Source organism: Streptomyces sp. NPDC059994, from assembly GCF_042737755.1.
Classification (GTDB): Bacteria; Actinomycetota; Actinomycetes; order Streptomycetales; family Streptomycetaceae; genus Streptomyces.
Map to the genome: position 1 here is coordinate 1 of NZ_JBHWUR010000023.1, position 16,444 is coordinate 16,444.

18 protein-coding genes and 1 pseudogene are annotated in these 16,444 nt (G+C 67.2%); 13 read left to right on the forward strand and 6 right to left on the reverse strand.

Annotated features, from left to right (window positions below; translation table 11 throughout):
- Positions 1 to 22: 22 nt before the first annotated feature.
- Positions 23 to 1,006 carry a GDSL-type esterase/lipase family protein gene (locus ACFWA7_RS14595; RefSeq protein ID WP_385823131.1) on the reverse strand — a complete coding sequence of 328 codons (984 nt, stop codon included), beginning with the start codon at positions 1,004 to 1,006 and terminating at the stop codon, positions 23 to 25.
- Positions 1,007 to 1,364: 358 nt separating this feature from the next.
- Between ACFWA7_RS14595 and ACFWA7_RS14600 the strand changes: the two genes are divergently transcribed.
- Positions 1,365 to 2,849, forward strand: a complete 1,485-nt coding sequence (locus tag ACFWA7_RS14600) for an amino acid permease (protein WP_385546559.1) — start codon at positions 1,365 to 1,367, stop codon at positions 2,847 to 2,849.
- 10 nt (positions 2,850 to 2,859) lie between these two features.
- On the forward strand, positions 2,860 to 3,315 hold the full coding sequence (locus ACFWA7_RS14605; RefSeq protein ID WP_385546562.1) for an Lrp/AsnC family transcriptional regulator: 456 nt from the start codon (positions 2,860 to 2,862) through the stop codon (positions 3,313 to 3,315).
- Positions 3,316 to 3,331: 16 nt separating this feature from the next.
- Here ACFWA7_RS14605 and ACFWA7_RS14610 read toward each other — a convergent pair whose 3' ends face one another.
- Positions 3,332 to 3,898: a Repetin gene (locus ACFWA7_RS14610; RefSeq protein WP_385823133.1), complete on the reverse strand. Its 567-nt coding sequence runs from the start codon at positions 3,896 to 3,898 to the stop codon at positions 3,332 to 3,334.
- Positions 3,899 to 4,211: 313 nt separating this feature from the next.
- Here ACFWA7_RS14610 and ACFWA7_RS14615 point away from each other — a divergent pair, with 313 nt between their 5' ends.
- A complete protein-coding gene (locus tag ACFWA7_RS14615) occupies positions 4,212 to 5,009 on the forward strand; it encodes a carbon-nitrogen hydrolase family protein (RefSeq protein WP_385546567.1) in 798 nt (265 codons plus the stop codon).
- Positions 5,010 to 5,067: 58 nt separating this feature from the next.
- Complete coding sequence (locus tag ACFWA7_RS14620; RefSeq protein ID WP_385823135.1) at positions 5,068 to 6,777, forward strand: flavin monoamine oxidase family protein; 1,710 nt, start codon at positions 5,068 to 5,070, stop codon at positions 6,775 to 6,777.
- Positions 6,778 to 6,923: 146 nt separating this feature from the next.
- On the opposite strand, the gene ACFWA7_RS14625 is transcribed toward ACFWA7_RS14620, so the two are convergent.
- Both ACFWA7_RS14625 and ACFWA7_RS14630 read right to left on the reverse strand, forming a co-directional pair.
- On the reverse strand, positions 6,924 to 7,445 hold the full coding sequence (locus ACFWA7_RS14625) for an LLM class flavin-dependent oxidoreductase (RefSeq protein ID WP_385823137.1): 522 nt from the start codon (positions 7,443 to 7,445) through the stop codon (positions 6,924 to 6,926).
- On the reverse strand, positions 7,409 to 8,176 hold the full coding sequence (locus tag ACFWA7_RS14630) for a DUF5995 family protein (protein WP_385546576.1): 768 nt from the start codon (positions 8,174 to 8,176) through the stop codon (positions 7,409 to 7,411). Before ACFWA7_RS14630 ends, ACFWA7_RS14625 begins: the two co-directional genes overlap by 37 nt.
- Positions 8,177 to 8,364: 188 nt before the next feature.
- Between ACFWA7_RS14630 and ACFWA7_RS14635 the strand changes: the two genes are divergently transcribed.
- Positions 8,365 to 9,468 carry a glycoside hydrolase family 6 protein gene (locus tag ACFWA7_RS14635; RefSeq protein WP_385823139.1) on the forward strand — a complete coding sequence of 368 codons (1,104 nt, stop codon included), beginning with the start codon at positions 8,365 to 8,367 and terminating at the stop codon, positions 9,466 to 9,468.
- On the opposite strand, the pseudogene ACFWA7_RS14640 reads toward ACFWA7_RS14635, so the two are convergent.
- Positions 9,450 to 10,733: pseudogene (locus tag ACFWA7_RS14640) on the reverse strand (uracil-xanthine permease family protein); the annotation flags it as partial. The gene ACFWA7_RS14635 and the pseudogene ACFWA7_RS14640 sit on opposite strands and share 19 nt — an antisense overlap.
- Entirely contained in the window at positions 10,676 to 11,080 is a 405-nt protein-coding gene (locus ACFWA7_RS14645) for a hypothetical protein (RefSeq protein ID WP_385823141.1), read from the reverse strand. The pseudogene ACFWA7_RS14640 and the gene ACFWA7_RS14645, both read right to left, overlap by 58 nt.
- A 1,597-nt stretch (positions 11,081 to 12,677) precedes the next feature.
- Here ACFWA7_RS14645 and ACFWA7_RS14650 point away from each other — a divergent pair.
- From ACFWA7_RS14650 to ACFWA7_RS14685, 8 genes are all read left to right on the forward strand, one after another.
- Entirely contained in the window at positions 12,678 to 12,884 is a 207-nt protein-coding gene (locus tag ACFWA7_RS14650) for a hypothetical protein (protein WP_385823143.1), read from the forward strand.
- Positions 12,885 to 12,972: 88 nt separating this feature from the next.
- Positions 12,973 to 13,782 carry a hypothetical protein gene (locus ACFWA7_RS14655; protein WP_385823145.1) on the forward strand — a complete coding sequence of 270 codons (810 nt, stop codon included), beginning with the start codon at positions 12,973 to 12,975 and terminating at the stop codon, positions 13,780 to 13,782.
- Positions 13,783 to 13,878: 96 nt separating this feature from the next.
- Positions 13,879 to 14,124, forward strand: a complete 246-nt coding sequence (locus ACFWA7_RS14660) for a hypothetical protein (protein ID WP_385823147.1) — start codon at positions 13,879 to 13,881, stop codon at positions 14,122 to 14,124.
- Between the two features lies 1 nt (position 14,125).
- Positions 14,126 to 14,452, forward strand: coding sequence for a hypothetical protein (locus ACFWA7_RS14665; RefSeq protein ID WP_385823150.1), 327 nt, complete (start codon positions 14,126 to 14,128; stop codon positions 14,450 to 14,452).
- 4 nt (positions 14,453 to 14,456) lie between these two features.
- The gene (locus tag ACFWA7_RS14670) at positions 14,457 to 14,798 is read left to right on the forward strand and encodes a hypothetical protein (protein ID WP_385823152.1); all 342 of its coding nucleotides are present in this window, start codon (positions 14,457 to 14,459) and stop codon (positions 14,796 to 14,798) included.
- A gap of 220 nt (positions 14,799 to 15,018) precedes the next feature.
- Positions 15,019 to 15,552 carry an antirestriction protein ArdA gene (locus ACFWA7_RS14675; RefSeq protein WP_385823154.1) on the forward strand — a complete coding sequence of 178 codons (534 nt, stop codon included), beginning with the start codon at positions 15,019 to 15,021 and terminating at the stop codon, positions 15,550 to 15,552.
- Between the two features lie 107 nt (positions 15,553 to 15,659).
- Positions 15,660 to 15,893 (forward strand): hypothetical protein, encoded by a 234-nt coding sequence (locus tag ACFWA7_RS14680; RefSeq protein ID WP_385823156.1) that lies wholly within the window; start codon positions 15,660 to 15,662, stop codon positions 15,891 to 15,893.
- Entirely contained in the window at positions 15,890 to 16,036 is a 147-nt protein-coding gene (locus ACFWA7_RS14685) for a hypothetical protein (protein ID WP_385823158.1), read from the forward strand. Before ACFWA7_RS14680 ends, ACFWA7_RS14685 begins: the two co-directional genes overlap by 4 nt.
- Positions 16,037 to 16,444: the final 408 nt, after the last annotated feature.

Genomic DNA, 16,444 nt, shown 5'->3' on the forward strand with positions numbered 1-16,444 from the left:
CGCTTTGCGCGGGGGCCCACCTTCATATGTGGGGGCGCAGCGCCTCCGCCACCGCCTGCGCGATCTTCTCGTGGCCCCCGTCGTTCGGGTGCAAGCCGTCCGCCAGGTCCGACGGGGTCAGCAGGTCGCGCCCAGGAAGCACGTGAAGGCGGCTGTCGCCGCCCGTGATGTGGTCCCGGGCCGCCGCCTCCATCGCGGCGCGCAAGGCGCTCAGAGTGGCGCCCAGGGCGTTCGGGGTCCGCTCGGCGGCCGGGCGCAGCAGCGGGGAGAGCAGCAGGAGCGGGGTGTGCGGGTGGCCCCGGCGCACCAGGGCGAGGAACGCGCGCGTCGTCTCGTACAGCAGCGGCGCCGAAGTCGGCACGCCCGACCAGCAGTTGGTGCCGAACGCGAGGGTCAGGACGTCGGCGGGCAGGGACGCGAGCTGTTCGGCGGTGGCGAGTTCGCCGCGCGCGGCCCCCGCGTAACCGAGGTTGACGGTGTCCAGGCCGAGCGCGCGCCCGGCCGCGGCGGGCCAGGCGTGGGCGGGGCGGGTCGACCACCAGCCCTCGGTGATCGAGTCGCCGTGGACCAGCCAGCGCGGGCCGCGCGGCGCGGGCGCGAGCGTGCCGCCGACCCCGCGCAGGGCGAGGATCCGGGGCGAGCGGTCCTGGGGCGGATGGACCGTGAACGGGCCGCCGCCGGGCGGGAGTCGGAGTACGGCGACCGCCTCCTTGGCCGGTGCCACGGCCGTCTCGTGGACGCGGCGGCCGTCCGTCCAGAGCGCGAAGGTGTGGGCGAGCGCGCGCATCCTCTCGGTGGGCGCGGGCACCTCGGCGCGGTAGCGGATCTCCACGGCCGACGCGCCGTCGGCCGCGAATTCGAGCCGCACCCCGATCGGCAGCCCGGCCCGTTCCGCCGTGTCCCAGGGCAGCCGGGCCAGGTCGTCGGGGTCGGCGCGCACCGGCCGGCCCTTCGCGTCCCGCCACGCCACTCCGCGCAGAAACGGATCCGGGTCCAGCCAGGTCATCGGTGCCTCCGATCGTGGGGTGCCCGAGCGGCCCGGAAAGGTGTCGGGGACCTCACTCCTACCCCGCCGCGCGGGGCCCGCGCACCCCGTTCACGCACGGATCGAACGCTGATGCGCAACAAACACCCATCCGTCGCCCTTGTGCGCAATGATCATTCACCGATGCGCAAGGTTGCTGCATTACGAGCGGGAAGCGGAACCCTTTACTCTTCTCGCGATACGTGGAGTGGCGGCGACCGCCTGCTCGGCGGTACCGGCCACGGTGTGCTCAGTCATGCCCGGATTGCCCCTTCGTACGGGAAGGGCCGGACCGTCGCGGTCGTCGGCTCCCGAAGGCAGCGACAAGGAGCCCACTGAAGTGTTGGACCACGGCACAGCGCCCCCCACCGCAGCTGCACCGGCCACCGGGGCGCAGCGGCCCGGCAACCCGCTGTTGCGGCGCAAGCCGGTAGAACTGCTGGTCGCCGAGGGCGGCAAGGGCGAGGGCGGCACTCTGCGCCGCACCCTCGGCATGTGGCAGCTCACGATGATCAGCATCGGCGCCACGCTCGGCACCGGCATCTTCGTCGTCCTGGGCGAGGCCGTCCCCGAGGCCGGACCGGCGGTCACCCTGTCGTTCGTCCTCGCCGGGCTCACCGCGCTGTTCTCCGCGCTCTCCTACGCCGAGCTGGCGGGCTCCATCCCCGTCGCGGGCTCCTCGTATTCGTACGCGTACGCAACGCTGGGCGAACTCGTCGCCTGGATCTGCGGCTGGTGCCTGATCCTGGAGTACGGCGTCTCGGTCGCGGCCGTGGCCGTCGGCTGGGGCCAGTACCTCAATGAGCTCCTGGACGGGACCATCGGCGTCACCATCCCTGACGCGCTCTCCGCGCCGCCCGGCGACGGCGGGATATTCAACCTGCCCGCGCTGATCGTCGTGCTGCTCGCGATGGTGTTCCTGCTCGGCGGTGCCCGCGAGTCGGCCCGCGCGAACACCATCATGGTCGCGGTGAAGATCGTCACCCTGGTGCTCTTCTGCTCGATCGGCATCATGGGCTTCAAGTCCGGCAACTACTCCGACTTCATGCCGCTGGGCATGGCGGGTGTCAGCGCCGCGGGCTCCTCGCTCTTCTTCTCCTACATCGGCTTCGACGCCGCCTCCACCGCCGGTGAGGAGGCCAAGAACCCGCAGCGCGACCTGCCGCGCGCGATCATGCTCTCGCTGATCATCGTCACCGCGCTGTACGTCCTGGTCGCCGCCGTCGCCGTGGGCGCCCGCAAGTGGAGCACCTTCGAGGGCAGCGAGGCGACTCTCGCCGCGATCATGAACGACGTCAGCGGCCAGGCCTTCTGGGGCACGCTGCTCGCCGCCGGCGCCGTCATCTCCATCGCCAGCGTGGTGCTGACCGTGCTGTACGGCCAGACCCGCATCCTGTTCTCGATGTCCCGCGACGGCCTGGTCCCCAAGGTCTTCGGCAAGGTCCACCCGAAGACCGGCACCCCCCGCGCCAACACGGTCATCGTGTCGCTCTTCTGCGGTGTGCTCGCCGCGGCCGTCCCGCTCGGCGACCTCGTCGACGCCACCAGCATCGGCACGCTCTTCGCCTTCGCGCTGGTCAACGTGGCCGTCATCGTCCTGCGCAGGACCCGCCCGGACATGCCGCGCACCTTCCGCGCCCCGCTCGGCTGGCTCTGCCCGATTCTCGGCTTCTTCTTCTGCATCTACATGATGAAGGGCCTCGGCACGTCCACCTGGACCGTGTTCGGAGTCTGGATGGCCGTCGGTCTCGTGATCTACTTCGGATACGGCATCCGCCGCTCCCGACTGGCCACGGCCACGGACACCGTATCCGCAGAGAAGTGATCCACCCGCAGTGCGACTCAATGACCTCGACGAGCGCATCGTCCACGCGCTCGCTGAAGACGCCCGCCGCTCCTACGCCGACATCGGCTCGCTGATCGGCCTGTCCGCGCCCGCCGTGAAGCGGCGCGTGGACCGGCTGCGCGCCGAGGGGGCCATCACCGGATTCACCGTCCGGGTGGACCCCGCGGCGCTCGGCTGGGAGACCGAGGGCTTCATTGAGATCTACTGCCGCCGCAACACCTCGCCCGACGCCATCAGGCGCGGCCTGGAGCGGTACCCCGAGGTCGTGTCCGCCTCCACCGTCACCGGTGAGGCGGACGCGATCGTCCAGGTCTTCGCCTCGGACATGCGCCACTTCGAGCGGGTCCTGGAGCGGATCGCGGGCGAGCCGTACGTGGAGCGGACGAAGTCGGTCCTGGTGCTCTCTCCGCTGCTCAGACGGTTCTCGTCGGGCTCGCCCGCCTGACCGGGGAGGTCGGGCCCTAGTTGTACGGGACCTGCCACGGCAGCACATGGAAGTCGCTGGTGCCCGCCTTCACCTTCTCGAAGGGGGCGGCGCTCATGCACTTGGGCAGCTTCTTGGTCGCCTCGTCCTCCGAGCCGATCCAGCTGTAGCCGAGCCGGTCGTGCGTGCCCTGGTCGCTGACGGAGACACCGAGGCGCTTGCCCGTGAACGGGGTGTCGCTCTCGGTGACGATTCCGGTCACCACCGCGACCCTGCCGCCGGTGATCAGGCAGTCGACCTTCGCCTTGGCCGTCCCGGTCCGGCCGTCCGGGAAGACGTGCCGCCAGGTGAACGTGCCGAACGCCTTCTCCGGGTCCTTGTTGTCCTTCGCGGCCAGATGCGCGTCGAAGGAGAAGGTGATGTCGTCCCCGGCCGGGCGGTAGAGCTTGGCCGTCCCCGTCAGCGCGGCCGCCTCACGCGGCGCGCCCCGCCCGGCCCCGTTGTCGGAGGCGACCGCCGACCCGGCCGCGCCCGCGCCGATCAGCAGGGCCGCTGCCGGCGCCAGGGTGCGGGTACGGGTGCGGGAGAGGGCGGGACGGTTCATTGCGGGTCCTCCGAAGCGGTCGTGCTGCGCGGCGCCCGGGTCCTCCGGGCGCACTCAGCTTCCCGCCGCCGCCGGGCCCGCCGCATCGCACCCGAGGAGGGACCGCCTCCGCCGTACGGCGGGGGAGTGGGCCCTCGGGTACACCCCGAGGCGTAAGGGCCACGTCAACGCCACGCAACGAATCGCCGCCGAGGGCCCCTGACGCGCAATGAAAGATCCTCCGGCGCGCAACGGTCGCGCCTTGTCCGGGCCGAAGGCCGGAACGTACCGTCATAGGCGACCCCCTCACCCCCTTACGCCCCCGAGGTCTGCCATGCCGCCGCTGCGCACCGCCCTGCTCCAGAGCTCCGGCCGTCCGGGTGACGTCGCCGCGAACCTGAAGGTGCTGGACGAGGCGGCGGGCCGGGCCGCGGCGACCGGGGCCGGGCTCGTCGTGTGTCCCGAGATGTTCCTCACCGGCTACGCCATCGGGGACGACGTGCCCAAGCTCGCCGAGGCCGCCGACGGGCCCGGGGCGCGGGCAGTCGCCGAGATCGCGGTGCGGCACGGGCTCGCGGTGCTCTACGGCTACCCGGAGCGGGACGGCGAGACCGTCTACAACTCGGCCCAGCTCATCGACGCCGACGGGCAGCGCCTGGCGAACTACCGCAAGACCCACCTCTTCGGCTGCTTCGAGCAGGAGTGGTTCACCCCCGGCGACCAGCAGGTCGTCCAGGCCGAGCTGAACGGGCTGCGGCTGGGGATGATGATCTGCTACGACGTGGAGTTCCCCGAGAACGTCCGGGCGCACGCGCTGGCCGGCACCGACCTCCTCCTGGTGCCCACCGCGCAGATGCACCCCTTCCAGTTCGTCGCCGAGTCCGTGGTGCCGGTGCGCGCCTTCGAGAACCAGATGTACATCGCGTACGTCAACCGGACCGGCCCCGAGGGCGAGTTCGAGTTCGTCGGGCTGAGCTGTCTGGCCGGGCCCGACGGCACCGCCCGGGCCCGCGCGGGCCGCGAGGCCGAACTGGTCGTCGGTGACGCCGACCCCGAGTTCCTGGCCGCCTCGCGCGCCGACAACCCGTATCTGCGGGACCGCCGCCCAGGCCTCTACACCTCCCTCGTCTGACCCGGACCCTTCCGGCCGCCCCCACCCCCCCTCGTACTGTGCAAGGAGTCCGTACCCCATGACGTCCACGGTGCCCACCGCTGTCCCGCACACCGACGGCCAGCCGCCGATCACCATGTTCGGTCCGGACTTCCCCTACGCGTACGACGACTTCCTGGCCCACCCGGCCGGGCTCGGTCAGATACCCGCGACCGAGCACGGCACCGAGGTCGCCGTCATCGGCGGCGGTCTGTCCGGCATCATCTCCGCGTACGAGCTGATGAAGATGGGCCTCAAGCCCGTCGTGTACGAGGCCGACCAGATCGGCGGGCGGCTGCGCACCGTCGAGTTCGACGGGCCCGGCACGGACGGTCTGACCGCCGAGATGGGCGCGATGCGCTTCCCGCCCTCCTCGACGGCGCTCCAGCACTACATCGACCTCGTCGGCCTGGTCACCGAGCCGTTCCCGAACCCGCTCGCCGAGGCCACCCCCTCGACGGTCGTCGACCTCAAGGGCGAGACGCACTACGCCGAGACCATCGCCGACCTCCCGCAGGTCTACCGCGATGTGTCCGCCGCGTGGAACGCCTGTCTGGAAGAGGGCGCCGACTTCTCCGACATGAACACGGCGATGCGCGAGCGGGACGTCCCGCGCATCCGCGAGATCTGGGCCAAGCTCGTCGAGAAGCTCGACGACGAGACCTTCTACGGGTTCCTCTGCAAGTCGGAGGCCTTCAAGTCCTTCCGCCACCGCGAGATCTTCGGCCAGGTCGGCTTCGGCACCGGCGGCTGGGACACCGACTTCCCCAACTCCATCCTGGAGATCCTGCGCGTCGTCTACACCGAGGCGGACGACCACCACCGCGGCATCGTCGGCGGCTCCCAGCAGCTGCCGCTGCGGCTGTGGGAGCGCGAGCCGGAGAAGATCGTGCACTGGGCGCAGGGCACCTCGCTCTCCTCGCTGCACGAGGGCACGCCGCGTCCGGCGGTGACCCGGCTGACCCGCACCGCGGGCAACCGGATCACGGTGACCGACGCGTCCGGAGACATCCGCACCTACCGTGCGGCGATCTTCACCGCGCAGTCCTGGATGCTGCTCTCCAAGATCGCGTGCGACGACTCGCTCTTCCCGATCGACCACTGGACGGCGATGGAGCGCACCCACTACATGGAGAGCTCCAAGCTCTTCGTGCCGGTGGACCGGCCGTTCTGGCTGGACAAGGCCGTCGACGACAGGGGAAACCCGACCGGCCGTGACGTCATGTCGATGACGCTGACGGACCGGATGACCCGAGGCACCTACCTGCTCGACAACGGGCCGGACCGGCCCGCCGTCATCTGCCTCTCCTACACCTGGTGCGACGACAGCCTGAAGTGGCTGCCGCTGTCGGCGAGTGAGCGCATGGAGGTCATGCTCAAGTCGCTCGGCGAGATCTACCCGAAGGTCGACATCCGCAAGCACATCATCGGTAACCCGGTGACCGTGTCGTGGGAGAACGAGCCCTACTTCATGGGCGCGTTCAAGGCGAACCTGCCGGGCCACTACCGCTACCAGCGCCGTCTGTTCACGCACTTCATGCAGGACTCGCTGCCCGAGGACAAGCGGGGCATCTTCCTCGCGGGCGACGACATCTCCTGGACGGCGGGCTGGGCCGAGGGCGCGGTGCAGACCGCGCTGAACGCGGTGTGGGGCGTCATGCACCACCTCGGCGGCGCGACGGACGGCACCAACCCCGGCCCGGGCGACCTGTACGACGAGATCGCCCCGGTCGAGCTGCCGGAGGACTGACGGCCACCGGCGGCCGATGACGGCCGATGACGGCAGGGGCTCGGGGCTTTCGCTCCCGGGCCCCTTTTCGTTCGCAGCCTTTTCGTTCGCAGCCTGTTCGTTCGCAGCCTGGTCGTTCGTGGCCCGTCCGTTCGCAGCCCGTCCGTCTACAGCCCCGCCGCGCGCGCCAGCCCGTACACCTCCGCCGTCACGTCCTTCAGCTCCTCCGCGTCGCGCGTGGTGCCCTGGAGGTCGAGCAGGAACTCGCCTATGCCCTCGTGGGCATGGGCCACCAGGTCCTCGACCATCTGCGCGGCGCTGCCGGCGAACGGGGGGCGGTCGGCGCCCTCGTACGGCTTCGGGCTGTACCGCGCGTTCACGCGGACGCACACCTCTGTCGCGCGCTCCCGGCCGCGCTCGGCGGCCGGCTCCCGCAGCTCCGTCCATGCCCTGGCGAGCTGGTCCGCGCCCTGGGCCACCGGCATCCAGCCGTCCGCCCGGTCCACCACCCGGCGGACCGCCCCCGGGCCCGCCGCCGCGAGGTACACCGGGATCGGCCGGGCCGGCTTGGGGCCGACCTCGGAGGGGGCGATGGTGGTCAACTCGCCCTCGCGGGCGACCATGGGAATGTCCCGCCCGATGTCGTACCGCTTCATCTGCGGAAGGCCGAGTCCGAGCCGGATAGCCATGAGTGAACTCCTCGTGCCGAAGCAGGGGCCGCGTAAGGCGTCAGCAGGCACCGCCCCACCAGGCCGACACCCGCGTCCATCCGCTCTCTGAACTCCCGGGACAGGTCGGGAAGTTCCCGCAGTTTCCACAGCAACCGGGCCGACGACCAGGCCGCGTCGCGCGCCCGCTCCAGGCTCCACGACGCCAGCAGGTGCGTGAGCGGGTCCGCGACCTCCAGCAGATCGGGCCCGGGCATCAGCTCCTCGCGCACCCGCTCCTCCAGCGCCACCAGGGTGTCGCCGACCCGTTCGAAGTCCCGCTCAAGCCCGTCCGGCTCGCACTCCAGGGCGCGGCAGCTGTCGACGACGGCGAGCGCCAGGTCGTGCCCGATGTGGGCGTTGATGCCGCAGAGCGCGAACTGGAGGGGGCGTACGCCCGGGTGGCGCCGGTACTGGAAGAGCGGCCGCCAGCAGGCGGGCGGCCGCCGCCCCGCCGCCACCGCGTCCACCGCCCGCAGATACCGCCCGGCGAAGAGCACGTCCAGCGTCGCCGCTGACCGAGAGTCGTCGAACGCCCCCCGGGTGAGGGACCGGCCGATCTCCTCGGTGACCGCCAGATAGACCCGGTTGAAGACGGCCAGGCCGTCCTTGGGCGGCAGGCTCGCGCGCAGCGCCCGCATCCGCGCCGCTACGGTGTCCACCGACGCTCCGGAGAGCTCCGTGCCACCTGCCCGCTGTTCGATCAGCACCATGAGGGCAGCGTCCCAGCACCGCGCTTTCCGGGACGCCGCCGGGCCCGGGGCTTCCCCGGAACGGGTGAACACGCGGCCATCGGGGCCTTGGGGGAGGGGAGTTCACGGTGCCGGGAACACCGCCGTCACGCGCGCGTAGGCGCCGGGACGACAGAGCCGCGCGCCGCTCGGCCGTGCGGCGTGCCGCCATGGTGGGGCTGGCCTGCGCGGTCGTGGCCGCCGGCGCGGTCTCGGGCGCCTTGGCGGCCCTCGGGGGCGGGGGCGACGACACGGCCCGGCCCACGGCGACCGCCTCGGCCGCCACGGTGACCCTGCCCGCCGTGCCCCCCTCGGTATCCGCGACGCCGTCACGCCCGCGGGAGACCCCGCGCCCGGCCGAGCCGTCCCTCGCCCCGAAGCCCTCGGCCACCCCGTCGCCGTCGCGGGCGGCGGTCTCCGCCGCGCTCTACCGCTCGCCCGACTCGCAGGTCCTGGACTGGGTGCGGGACCACCCCGACGACCCCCGCCGGTCGCTGATCGAGCGGCGGATCGCGGACCAGCCCACGGCGGTCTGGTTCACCGAGTACGACCCCGGCGCGATCACGCGCGAGGTGCGGGCGGTGACCTCGGCGGCGGCCGGACAGGGGCGGGTGCCGGTGCTCGTCCCCTACGCGATTCCCGGCCGGGACTGCGGCGGCGCCTCGCAGGGCGGTGCGCCGAGCCCTGAGGCGTACGACACCTGGATCGGGAACTTCGCGGCGGGGCTCGGGCGTTCACCGGTCATCGTGGTCCTGGAGCCGGACGCGATCGCCCAGTCGGACTGCCTCTCCGAGGGCGAGCGCGCCGCCCGGTTCGCCTCGCTGGCCAGGGCGGGGCGGGCGATCCATAGCACCGACGCCCGGGCCAGGGTGTACTTCGACGCGGGCCACTCCGGATGGCGCGACGCCGGGGAGATGGCCGGGCTGCTGCGCGCGGCGGGCGCGGCCACCAGCGGCGACGGCATCTTCACCAACGTCTCCAACTTCCACCGCACCTCGGACGAAGTGGCGTACGCGCGGCGGGTGCTCAAGGCGCTGGGCGGTCCCGCGCGGCTGGGCGCGGTGATCGACACCAGCCGCAACGGCAAAGGCGCGCCGCCCGGCGGGGAGTGGTGCGACCCGGCCGGACGGGCGCTGGGACGCACCCCGACCACGCACACGGGCGAGGCGCGCATCGACGCCTATCTGTGGGTGAAGGTGCCCGGCGAGTCCGACGGCTGCCGGGGCACGGCGGGCAGCTTCACTCCCGACTACGCCTACGACTTGGCGCGCTGAGCCCCCGCGGCCGCGCCGCCCTCGCCGCTGCCGTCGTCGTACGACGACGTGCCCTCGTCGAGCAGCGGCTCCTGCTCCTTCAGATGGGCCGGGGCCAGGGCGCGCAGCACGTGGTAGCCGGTGATGACCACGATGGTGCCGAGGGCGATCCCGCTGAGGCGGAAGTCGTCGGTGAACTTCAGGGTGACGCCGCCGATGCCGATGATGATGCCCGCGGCCGCCGGGACCAGGTTCAGCGGATTGCGCAGGTCCACCTTGGCGTTGATCCAGATCTGGGCGCCCAGGAGGCCGATCATGCCGTACAGAATGACGGTGATGCCGCCGAGGACGCCGCCGGGGATGGCCGCGACGATCGCGCCGAACTTGGGGCAGACGCCGAAGAGCAGCGCGAACCCGGCGGCGGCCCAGTAGGCGGCGGTCGAGTAGACGCGGGTGGCGGCCATGACGCCGATGTTCTCGGAGTAGGTGGTGTTGGGCGGGCCGCCGACGGCGGTGGAGAGCATCGAGGCGGCGCCGTCCGCGGCGATCGCGGTGCCGAGCTTGTCGTCGAGGTCGTCGCCGGTCATCTCGCCGACGGCCTTGACGTGTCCGGCGTTCTCGGCGATCAGCGCGATCACCACGGGGAGGGCGACCAGGATGGCGGACCACTCGAAGTGCGGGGCGTGGAAGGAGGGCAGGCCGATCCAGTCGGCCCGGCCGACGCCGGAGAGGTCGAGCCGCCAGTGGTCGGTGGCCTCGCCCGCGCCCGGAACGGAGTGGATCTTGCCGAAGACGCGGTCGAAGAGCCAGGAGATGCCGTAGCCGAAGAGCAGGCCGAGGAAGATCGCGACCCGGGACCAGAAGCCGCGCAGACAGACCACGGCGAGCCCGGTGAAGAACATCACCAGGAGCGCGGTCCACTGGTCCTGCGGCCAGTAGGTGGCCGCGGTGACCGGCGCCAGGTTGAAGCCGATCAGCATGACCACCGCGCCGGTCACGATCGGCGGCATCGCGGCATGGATGATCCGTGCGCCGAACCGCTGCACCGCCAGGCCCGCCGCGAACAGCACGATGCCGACGACGAAGACCGCGCCGGTGACGGTGGCGCTGGTGCCCCCGGTGGCCCGGATCGCGGCCGCGACGCCGACGAAGGAGAGGGAGCAGCCCAGATAGCTGGGCACCCGGCCCTTGGTGGCGAGCAGGAAGATGACCGTGGCGACGCCGGACATCATGATCGCGAGGTTGGGGTCCAGGCCCATGAGGACCGGCGCCACGAATGTGGCTCCGACAGTACATCATGAGAGGTCGGGAGAGGCAGAGACACCCACTCACCTGCGGAAACGTCGCCTAGACGCTCCTGCTCGGGGTCCGTGACAGCCTCCAAGATGCCCCTGGAGAGGCCGGAACCGTCCCCCGCGAGGAGCCTCATCACATGCTCGAACTCTTGAGGGGTCAGCCGCACCGCAACCTCGTCCTGGGCGCCTTCCTCGACCTTGGAAGCCCCCTCAGCAGCTCGCCACGCCGCGATGTTGGCGAGCGTGTTCAGCAGGAACACGTCTGCCGCGCTGCGCTCCTCACAGGCCGGCTGGGGGAGGGACCTACCACCTATCGCCATGGGTTCACCGAGTTCCATAGCCCGATGTTAGCCAAAGATGATCTTTGCGAGAAGGGTTTCGATACTCACGAGGCTCAACTTTGTATCAACGTTTGTGTGGCAGTTAGTTCATTCATTCATGGGTGATGCTGCAACCTCCGCCCCCGTCTTGGGTGGGGCGGGGAGGCGAGCTGGGTGACCATCTCGGCGCCGGCCTCGCGCCTCGTCCCACTGCTCGGGGGTATATAACCCCCTCACAAGAAATGTCGGTGTCTTTGAGCGGCCGGCAGGACGCCAAGCTCCCCGAATGAGATCCGGATCACATGATTTGAATGCTGATTTGAAGCGCTGGTGAGGTTAGAGAGCTGCCATCACCTCGGAAACGCTCTGAATGGCCACCCAAAGGTGACTTAGAGGCCGTGGGAGGGCCTTAAGGGTCCTAGGCCGGCGGACCCGCAGGGGGCCGTCAGTTAGTTCATACCTGTACACGATCGAAGGAAGGCACCCCTGGTGGGTCCTTTGAATGAATGCACAGGTATTACCCCCGTATGTATATGCGTTGCATGTGTGTGGGTTAGTTCATTCATTAGGTGGTGGGCGAATGCGCAATATCTCTGGCTGCATTTCAGCTAGCGCCCAATATCTTTTGAGAATGAATGAACTGACTGTAATCGGTAGGTATTCGTGCCCATACAGATCGTTACGAGGTGCACGCTCCGTGCCCAGTGTCGCCAAGTATCGATACGGAGTGGTAAGGGTCACGCTCTAGTGACGCGATAGCACACATCGGAATGCGCTAGAGGGTTGTGGAGATGTGTATTGCATCACTATTGGGTGCAGGCTTCTAGGAAGGTGCATTCTGTAGGGAGTCGCTAGAGGGCAAGGCTATTCATTGTAGTGTTTCCACATAGACAGGCCGTATCCACTGTGCATCGACCGGCCTGTTTGTGTGACGGTTATCATCCGTTTCGCTATTGACATTCGATAGGCTTTGTGGTTTCGCGTGCGTCTCCTTTGATATCAAGGGCTTGAGGTGTGTTGATGCAAAGAGTGATACATAGTCTTGACGCGTACATGAGGTGGACAGTCAGGTTGGAGTGTGACAGTGTTCTTCTTGTCAGCGAGACACCGACCGGAAAGGCCAACCGAGACCCACCCGCTAAGCGGGGTGTGGATACGGGGCCTGAATCTGAATCCGGGCGTCAGGGCCGCGACAGGAGCGCTAGGAACGGCTCCCAAAGGCAGTACGGACCACAACCTAGGTACTAGGACCAGGTCCCTGTGTAAGAGCCCCTAGGGCTTGCAGGGAAACCGACTAGGAACATCACATAGGCCACACCCGGTGAAGCGAATAACCGGGATGAACCTAGAGCGCCCGTCCCTATATCTGCATGTGATGCAGCGTGGTTCGGAGTACGTCATAGGAGAGTGAGCGGATAGCGGGATGTGATCGCCCCGGCATGGATAGATCAATGCACTACTGAGATTGACTCTCACACACCCAATCGATACGACGTATCCAGCGCACAGGACCAAAGCCATGAGCAACGGCCCGCAGTGCGTCTCTAAGCGCCTGAGGGTGGATGTGTGGGGGTGAGTGACAGTACGGCACTCAGAACAAGCGAGAGGGGCGTACATGATGCGCGACAGAGCTGTACTCATAGCGTGTGTGCTGGTGTTCTCCTCCCTGGCGTTTGCGGGGGGATTTACCTATGCAGCAACGGCGATCAAGGCCGATGCAGTAGCGACGTTTAACGATGGCTTCACCGATGGCCTTTGTCGGCAGTCTGGCGAGCGCATCGAGGATGGCAGGGGTAACGCCTGCCTGACTGGTGTCAGGTGACCTAGAGCGCCTTAGTCAGGCTCACAAGTTGGAATGTGAGACTGGCTATGGCTCGCTAGCTCATAGCGAGGAACATAAGGGAGCAACCATGGAAAAGATTGCGGACGACTCACCCCGTAAGGGATTCCGCATTAGTCGATTTGCCCGTGAGTATGCCGAGCGTTCGCCGCACACCTATGGTGGCGGGGAGTTCGGAATGTATGGCATGTGGGACATGCGCGACAGCGCGGAAGGTCTCACCGTAGCCAAGGGGTTCGGGCTCATCGAAGACTCGGACGGGTCACCCCTGTCTGATTGGAATTCGGGGGGCTACTACAACTGCGACTGCCGAGAGAACGTGATCAGGGTCAACGCAGAGGCCGCGCACGCGGCCTTTGAAGCGGCCGGAGTCGAACACTGGGACTGGCGCGGCCTGGTTGCCTTCGATGCTGGCGACATCCGAGGACTGAGGATCGCGCGCCAGATATCCAACAAGCTGGCAGGGTATCCCATTCTCGATGATGAGCGGTTGTCGGAGCTGGAGTGGGATAACGCATGCACCATGATTGCGGACCAATACACCTTGCCCACGGGTGTTGAGCCTGGGGATGTCATCAATAACATGCCAGAGGTCCCGCATTGCTCTAACTGCTCATCATGTGACGTGGAAGATGCGATGGGGCATCTCGGATATCAGAAGTGCTTGCACTGTGATGAGTGGTTGAAGACGGAAAAGGGTAGTGCGCTCTGCTGGGGTTGCACAGAAGATTACGCCGAAGGCGACTGCGATTGCTTGAGTGTCTACGTCGACACGCTCAAGCATTCCGGATCGTATGCAAGCGTCGCAGAAGTGAAAGTCATGATGCGGGCTTGCGTCAAGTGCTCCAGGGCTCGCTACCCCTACCGAATGGCTGCATAGCTGATGGCCTTTAGTCGGGTCCGCAAGTTGGAATGTGACATGCGGGCGCGGCTATGGACTCTCAGACAGGCGAGAGTGCGAACGAAAGGGTAAGTCATGAAGACGATTCACCTTAACGAAATGAACCGCGAACGGCTGGTCTACGGGATGCGGGTACAGGTCCGGCTTCCGTATTGCGAGTACAGCCGTCGTCAGGCTGGCAGCTATCGCGGGTCGATCGAGTACGTGAAGGGAGACCACGTGGGCATCTACGTGCCCATGAAGGGGCGCAGTGACGCGGCTGGATTCCTGGTCGGGAGTGCCCGTATGGACGAAAGCGGTACGTGGATTGAGGGCCGCTGAAATGAAAGCGACCGTGAAGGTGGACGATCTCGAACAGACTGCGGCGGGTCTGTACGTACTTGAGTGCGGTGCCCACGATCAATGCGAAACGTGGTCATTCGAGTTTGAGCTTACGGAGTGGGACGAAAGTAGCTGGACCGTAGTAGCGGCCGGTTCGAATGGCCCGGCTGCTTATGAGGTCGCTCACCGCTACATGGTCGACCACTGCGTGAATGATCTGCCATTTCAGATGGTGGAGCAGGATCGAGGAGAGCCCGGACCGCTCGCAATCTATGGCTGGAATGACGCGCGGACGGGATGCCTCCTGCCCGCATGGGAAGAGGAGTAAGAAAATGACACTGATGCACCAGGAGCCCCAGGCCGGCCGTGGGACAGCTCTCGAAGTCCTCGGACGCTCGGACGCCGTGAAGATGGGCGCCGGAGCGATGCGGCCGGGCTCCCGTAAAACGGTTTACGTCTGGACGCGGGAAGACATTTCTTCGGCGGTCAACGCTGGCGTGGATCTCGTAGCGGAAGAGCTTGCAGGGTCGGAACGTGATCAGGACCTCATGAACATGGTCGTGAATGCCGTTATGCACATCCTCGAAAACCCGAACACTTCGCTTGATGAGGTGATCCGAGAGAACTACGAGGAAGACCCGGAAGAGGTTCGCTCGTGGTGGTCGGGATGGTAACCCCGGCAGGCGTTCAAATTGGTATGCGTGTCAAATACCGCTCGATGTTCGGATACAAGCTCACCGGAACCATCCGGGGAGTCATCTACGGCGCACCAAAGATGAAGCGCGACAACATCACACACGTGGTCATTCAAGGCTCATACGACACGGCACCTGTTGAACGCTCGTACGACATGAACGTAATCCCTCTCAAGGATGTTTGGAAGGTTCGCTAACCATGCACCAGATTTACGCCGCCTGCCTCGCCTCATATAACAACGGCATCTTGCATGGAGAGTGGATCGATGCCACGCAGGACCCCGACTCGATTGGTCATGAGATCCAGCTCATGTTGGACGCCTCCCCGATTCCTGGGGCGGAAGAGTTCGCGATTCACGACTACGACGACTTCGGCGGGCTCGAACTCGGCGAGTACGAGTCTCTGGAAAACCTCCATCTGATCGCGCTTGCGCTGGATGATTTTCCGGCGGTGATCGTTCGTCACTTCCACGGAGAGGTAGAGGTCGCAGACCTCTACGAGACGTGCCAAGACCGGTTCATTGGAACCGTCACGGAGGAGATAGGGCCGGAGGAGAATGCCTACGCCGCATACATCCTGGAAGAGGAAGACCACTACTGGGACGAACTCCCGAAGCAGTACCACAGTCACATGCGGGCTATCGCAGTTAGCGAGGCTGCGGAACGGCTGATCTGCGGTGAGACAGCGCTCTATGAGGGTGCAGGTACCTGGCACTTCGTCCGTGACTACTGACGCTTAGCGGCTGAACGTCAGGGGCTCAAGTTGGAATGTGAGCCCCTGGCTTTGAGTCTCTAAGGACTCTTGACCGACACCAGGAAGGAACACAAGGAGTGGGACGCATGAAGTCGTACGAACAAGACCGTGCGGCGGTGCGCGCGGAAGCGGAAGAGGCCGCGCACTACCTGAGGCACAGGGAGCGGATGACGCACATGGAACGGGTCTGGGAGATGTGCGGCACGGCCGCTAACGGATACCACTGCCCGACCGCAGTGGCGGAAATGCTCGTGAAGGAAGCGGTGTCGGCCTTCCTGGACTGCCGTACCGAACTGATCCTGGATGGGGTGGCCGCATGACGAACAGTCGTCTTCCCCGCCTTGGCCTGACTGTCGAGGACGTCGCAGAAATCGAGCTGGAGCTGAGCGCGGGTCACGAACTGGTCTACGTGCTCGACAACGGACAGCAGATCGTTCTTACCCCCGTGGAGGCTGACGCGTGATGCTGTCCGAACCGATGATGTGTGACACCTGCTGCACTCCGTTGAACCCTAGGGTCGACGCTTTCGGCTTTCGATACGCACACCCGGCCTGGATTGGAAAGGAGTGGGACCACGAGCCCGCGCCAGTGCCCGTGAATGCCGAACGGGTGCAAGGCATCTGTGACTTCTGCTCATCCGACCACCCTGAAACTGCCTTCCGCACCCGTAAGGCGATCGTAGAGATAGTGGGCGGTGTCACGAAGGTGTATTCGGAGGGGTGGGCCGCCTGCGAGAGGTGTGCCGTGCACATCCGTAATCGCTCGCCGCACCTCCTAATCGACCGAGCGGTTGCCGTGTTGCCGGGGACACTGAGCCGCCCCGAGAAGCGAGCACGCAGGGCAGCGATCAAGCCGGTCTTCATGAAGTTCT

What these genes read in the sequence shown, in the direction of transcription:
- ACFWA7_RS14660 (WP_385823147.1), top strand. Translation starts at nt 13,879, where the DNA reads ATGAAGACGATTCACCTTAACGAAATGAACCGCGAACGGCTGGTCTAC.
- ACFWA7_RS14680 (WP_385823156.1), top strand. Translation starts at nt 15,660, where the DNA reads ATGAAGTCGTACGAACAAGACCGTGCGGCGGTGCGCGCGGAAGCGGAA.
- ACFWA7_RS14610 (WP_385823133.1), bottom strand. Translation starts at nt 3,898, where the DNA reads ATGAACCGTCCCGCCCTCTCCCGCACCCGTACCCGCACCCTGGCGCCG.
- ACFWA7_RS14665 (WP_385823150.1), top strand. Translation starts at nt 14,126, where the DNA reads ATGAAAGCGACCGTGAAGGTGGACGATCTCGAACAGACTGCGGCGGGT.
- ACFWA7_RS14675 (WP_385823154.1), top strand. Translation starts at nt 15,019, where the DNA reads ATGCACCAGATTTACGCCGCCTGCCTCGCCTCATATAACAACGGCATC.
- ACFWA7_RS14650 (WP_385823143.1), top strand. Translation starts at nt 12,678, where the DNA reads ATGATGCGCGACAGAGCTGTACTCATAGCGTGTGTGCTGGTGTTCTCC.
- ACFWA7_RS14615 (WP_385546567.1), top strand. Translation starts at nt 4,212, where the DNA reads ATGCCGCCGCTGCGCACCGCCCTGCTCCAGAGCTCCGGCCGTCCGGGT.
- ACFWA7_RS14670 (WP_385823152.1), top strand. Translation starts at nt 14,457, where the DNA reads ATGACACTGATGCACCAGGAGCCCCAGGCCGGCCGTGGGACAGCTCTC.
- ACFWA7_RS14625 (WP_385823137.1), bottom strand. Translation starts at nt 7,445, where the DNA reads ATGGCTATCCGGCTCGGACTCGGCCTTCCGCAGATGAAGCGGTACGAC.
- ACFWA7_RS14655 (WP_385823145.1), top strand. Translation starts at nt 12,973, where the DNA reads ATGGAAAAGATTGCGGACGACTCACCCCGTAAGGGATTCCGCATTAGT.
- ACFWA7_RS14595 (WP_385823131.1), bottom strand. Translation starts at nt 1,006, where the DNA reads ATGACCTGGCTGGACCCGGATCCGTTTCTGCGCGGAGTGGCGTGGCGG.
- ACFWA7_RS14645 (WP_385823141.1), bottom strand. Translation starts at nt 11,080, where the DNA reads ATGGAACTCGGTGAACCCATGGCGATAGGTGGTAGGTCCCTCCCCCAG.
- ACFWA7_RS14620 (WP_385823135.1), top strand. Translation starts at nt 5,068, where the DNA reads ATGACGTCCACGGTGCCCACCGCTGTCCCGCACACCGACGGCCAGCCG.
- ACFWA7_RS14630 (WP_385546576.1), bottom strand. Translation starts at nt 8,176, where the DNA reads ATGGTGCTGATCGAACAGCGGGCAGGTGGCACGGAGCTCTCCGGAGCG.
- ACFWA7_RS14635 (WP_385823139.1), top strand. Translation starts at nt 8,365, where the DNA reads ATGGTGGGGCTGGCCTGCGCGGTCGTGGCCGCCGGCGCGGTCTCGGGC.
- ACFWA7_RS14685 (WP_385823158.1), top strand. Translation starts at nt 15,890, where the DNA reads ATGACGAACAGTCGTCTTCCCCGCCTTGGCCTGACTGTCGAGGACGTC.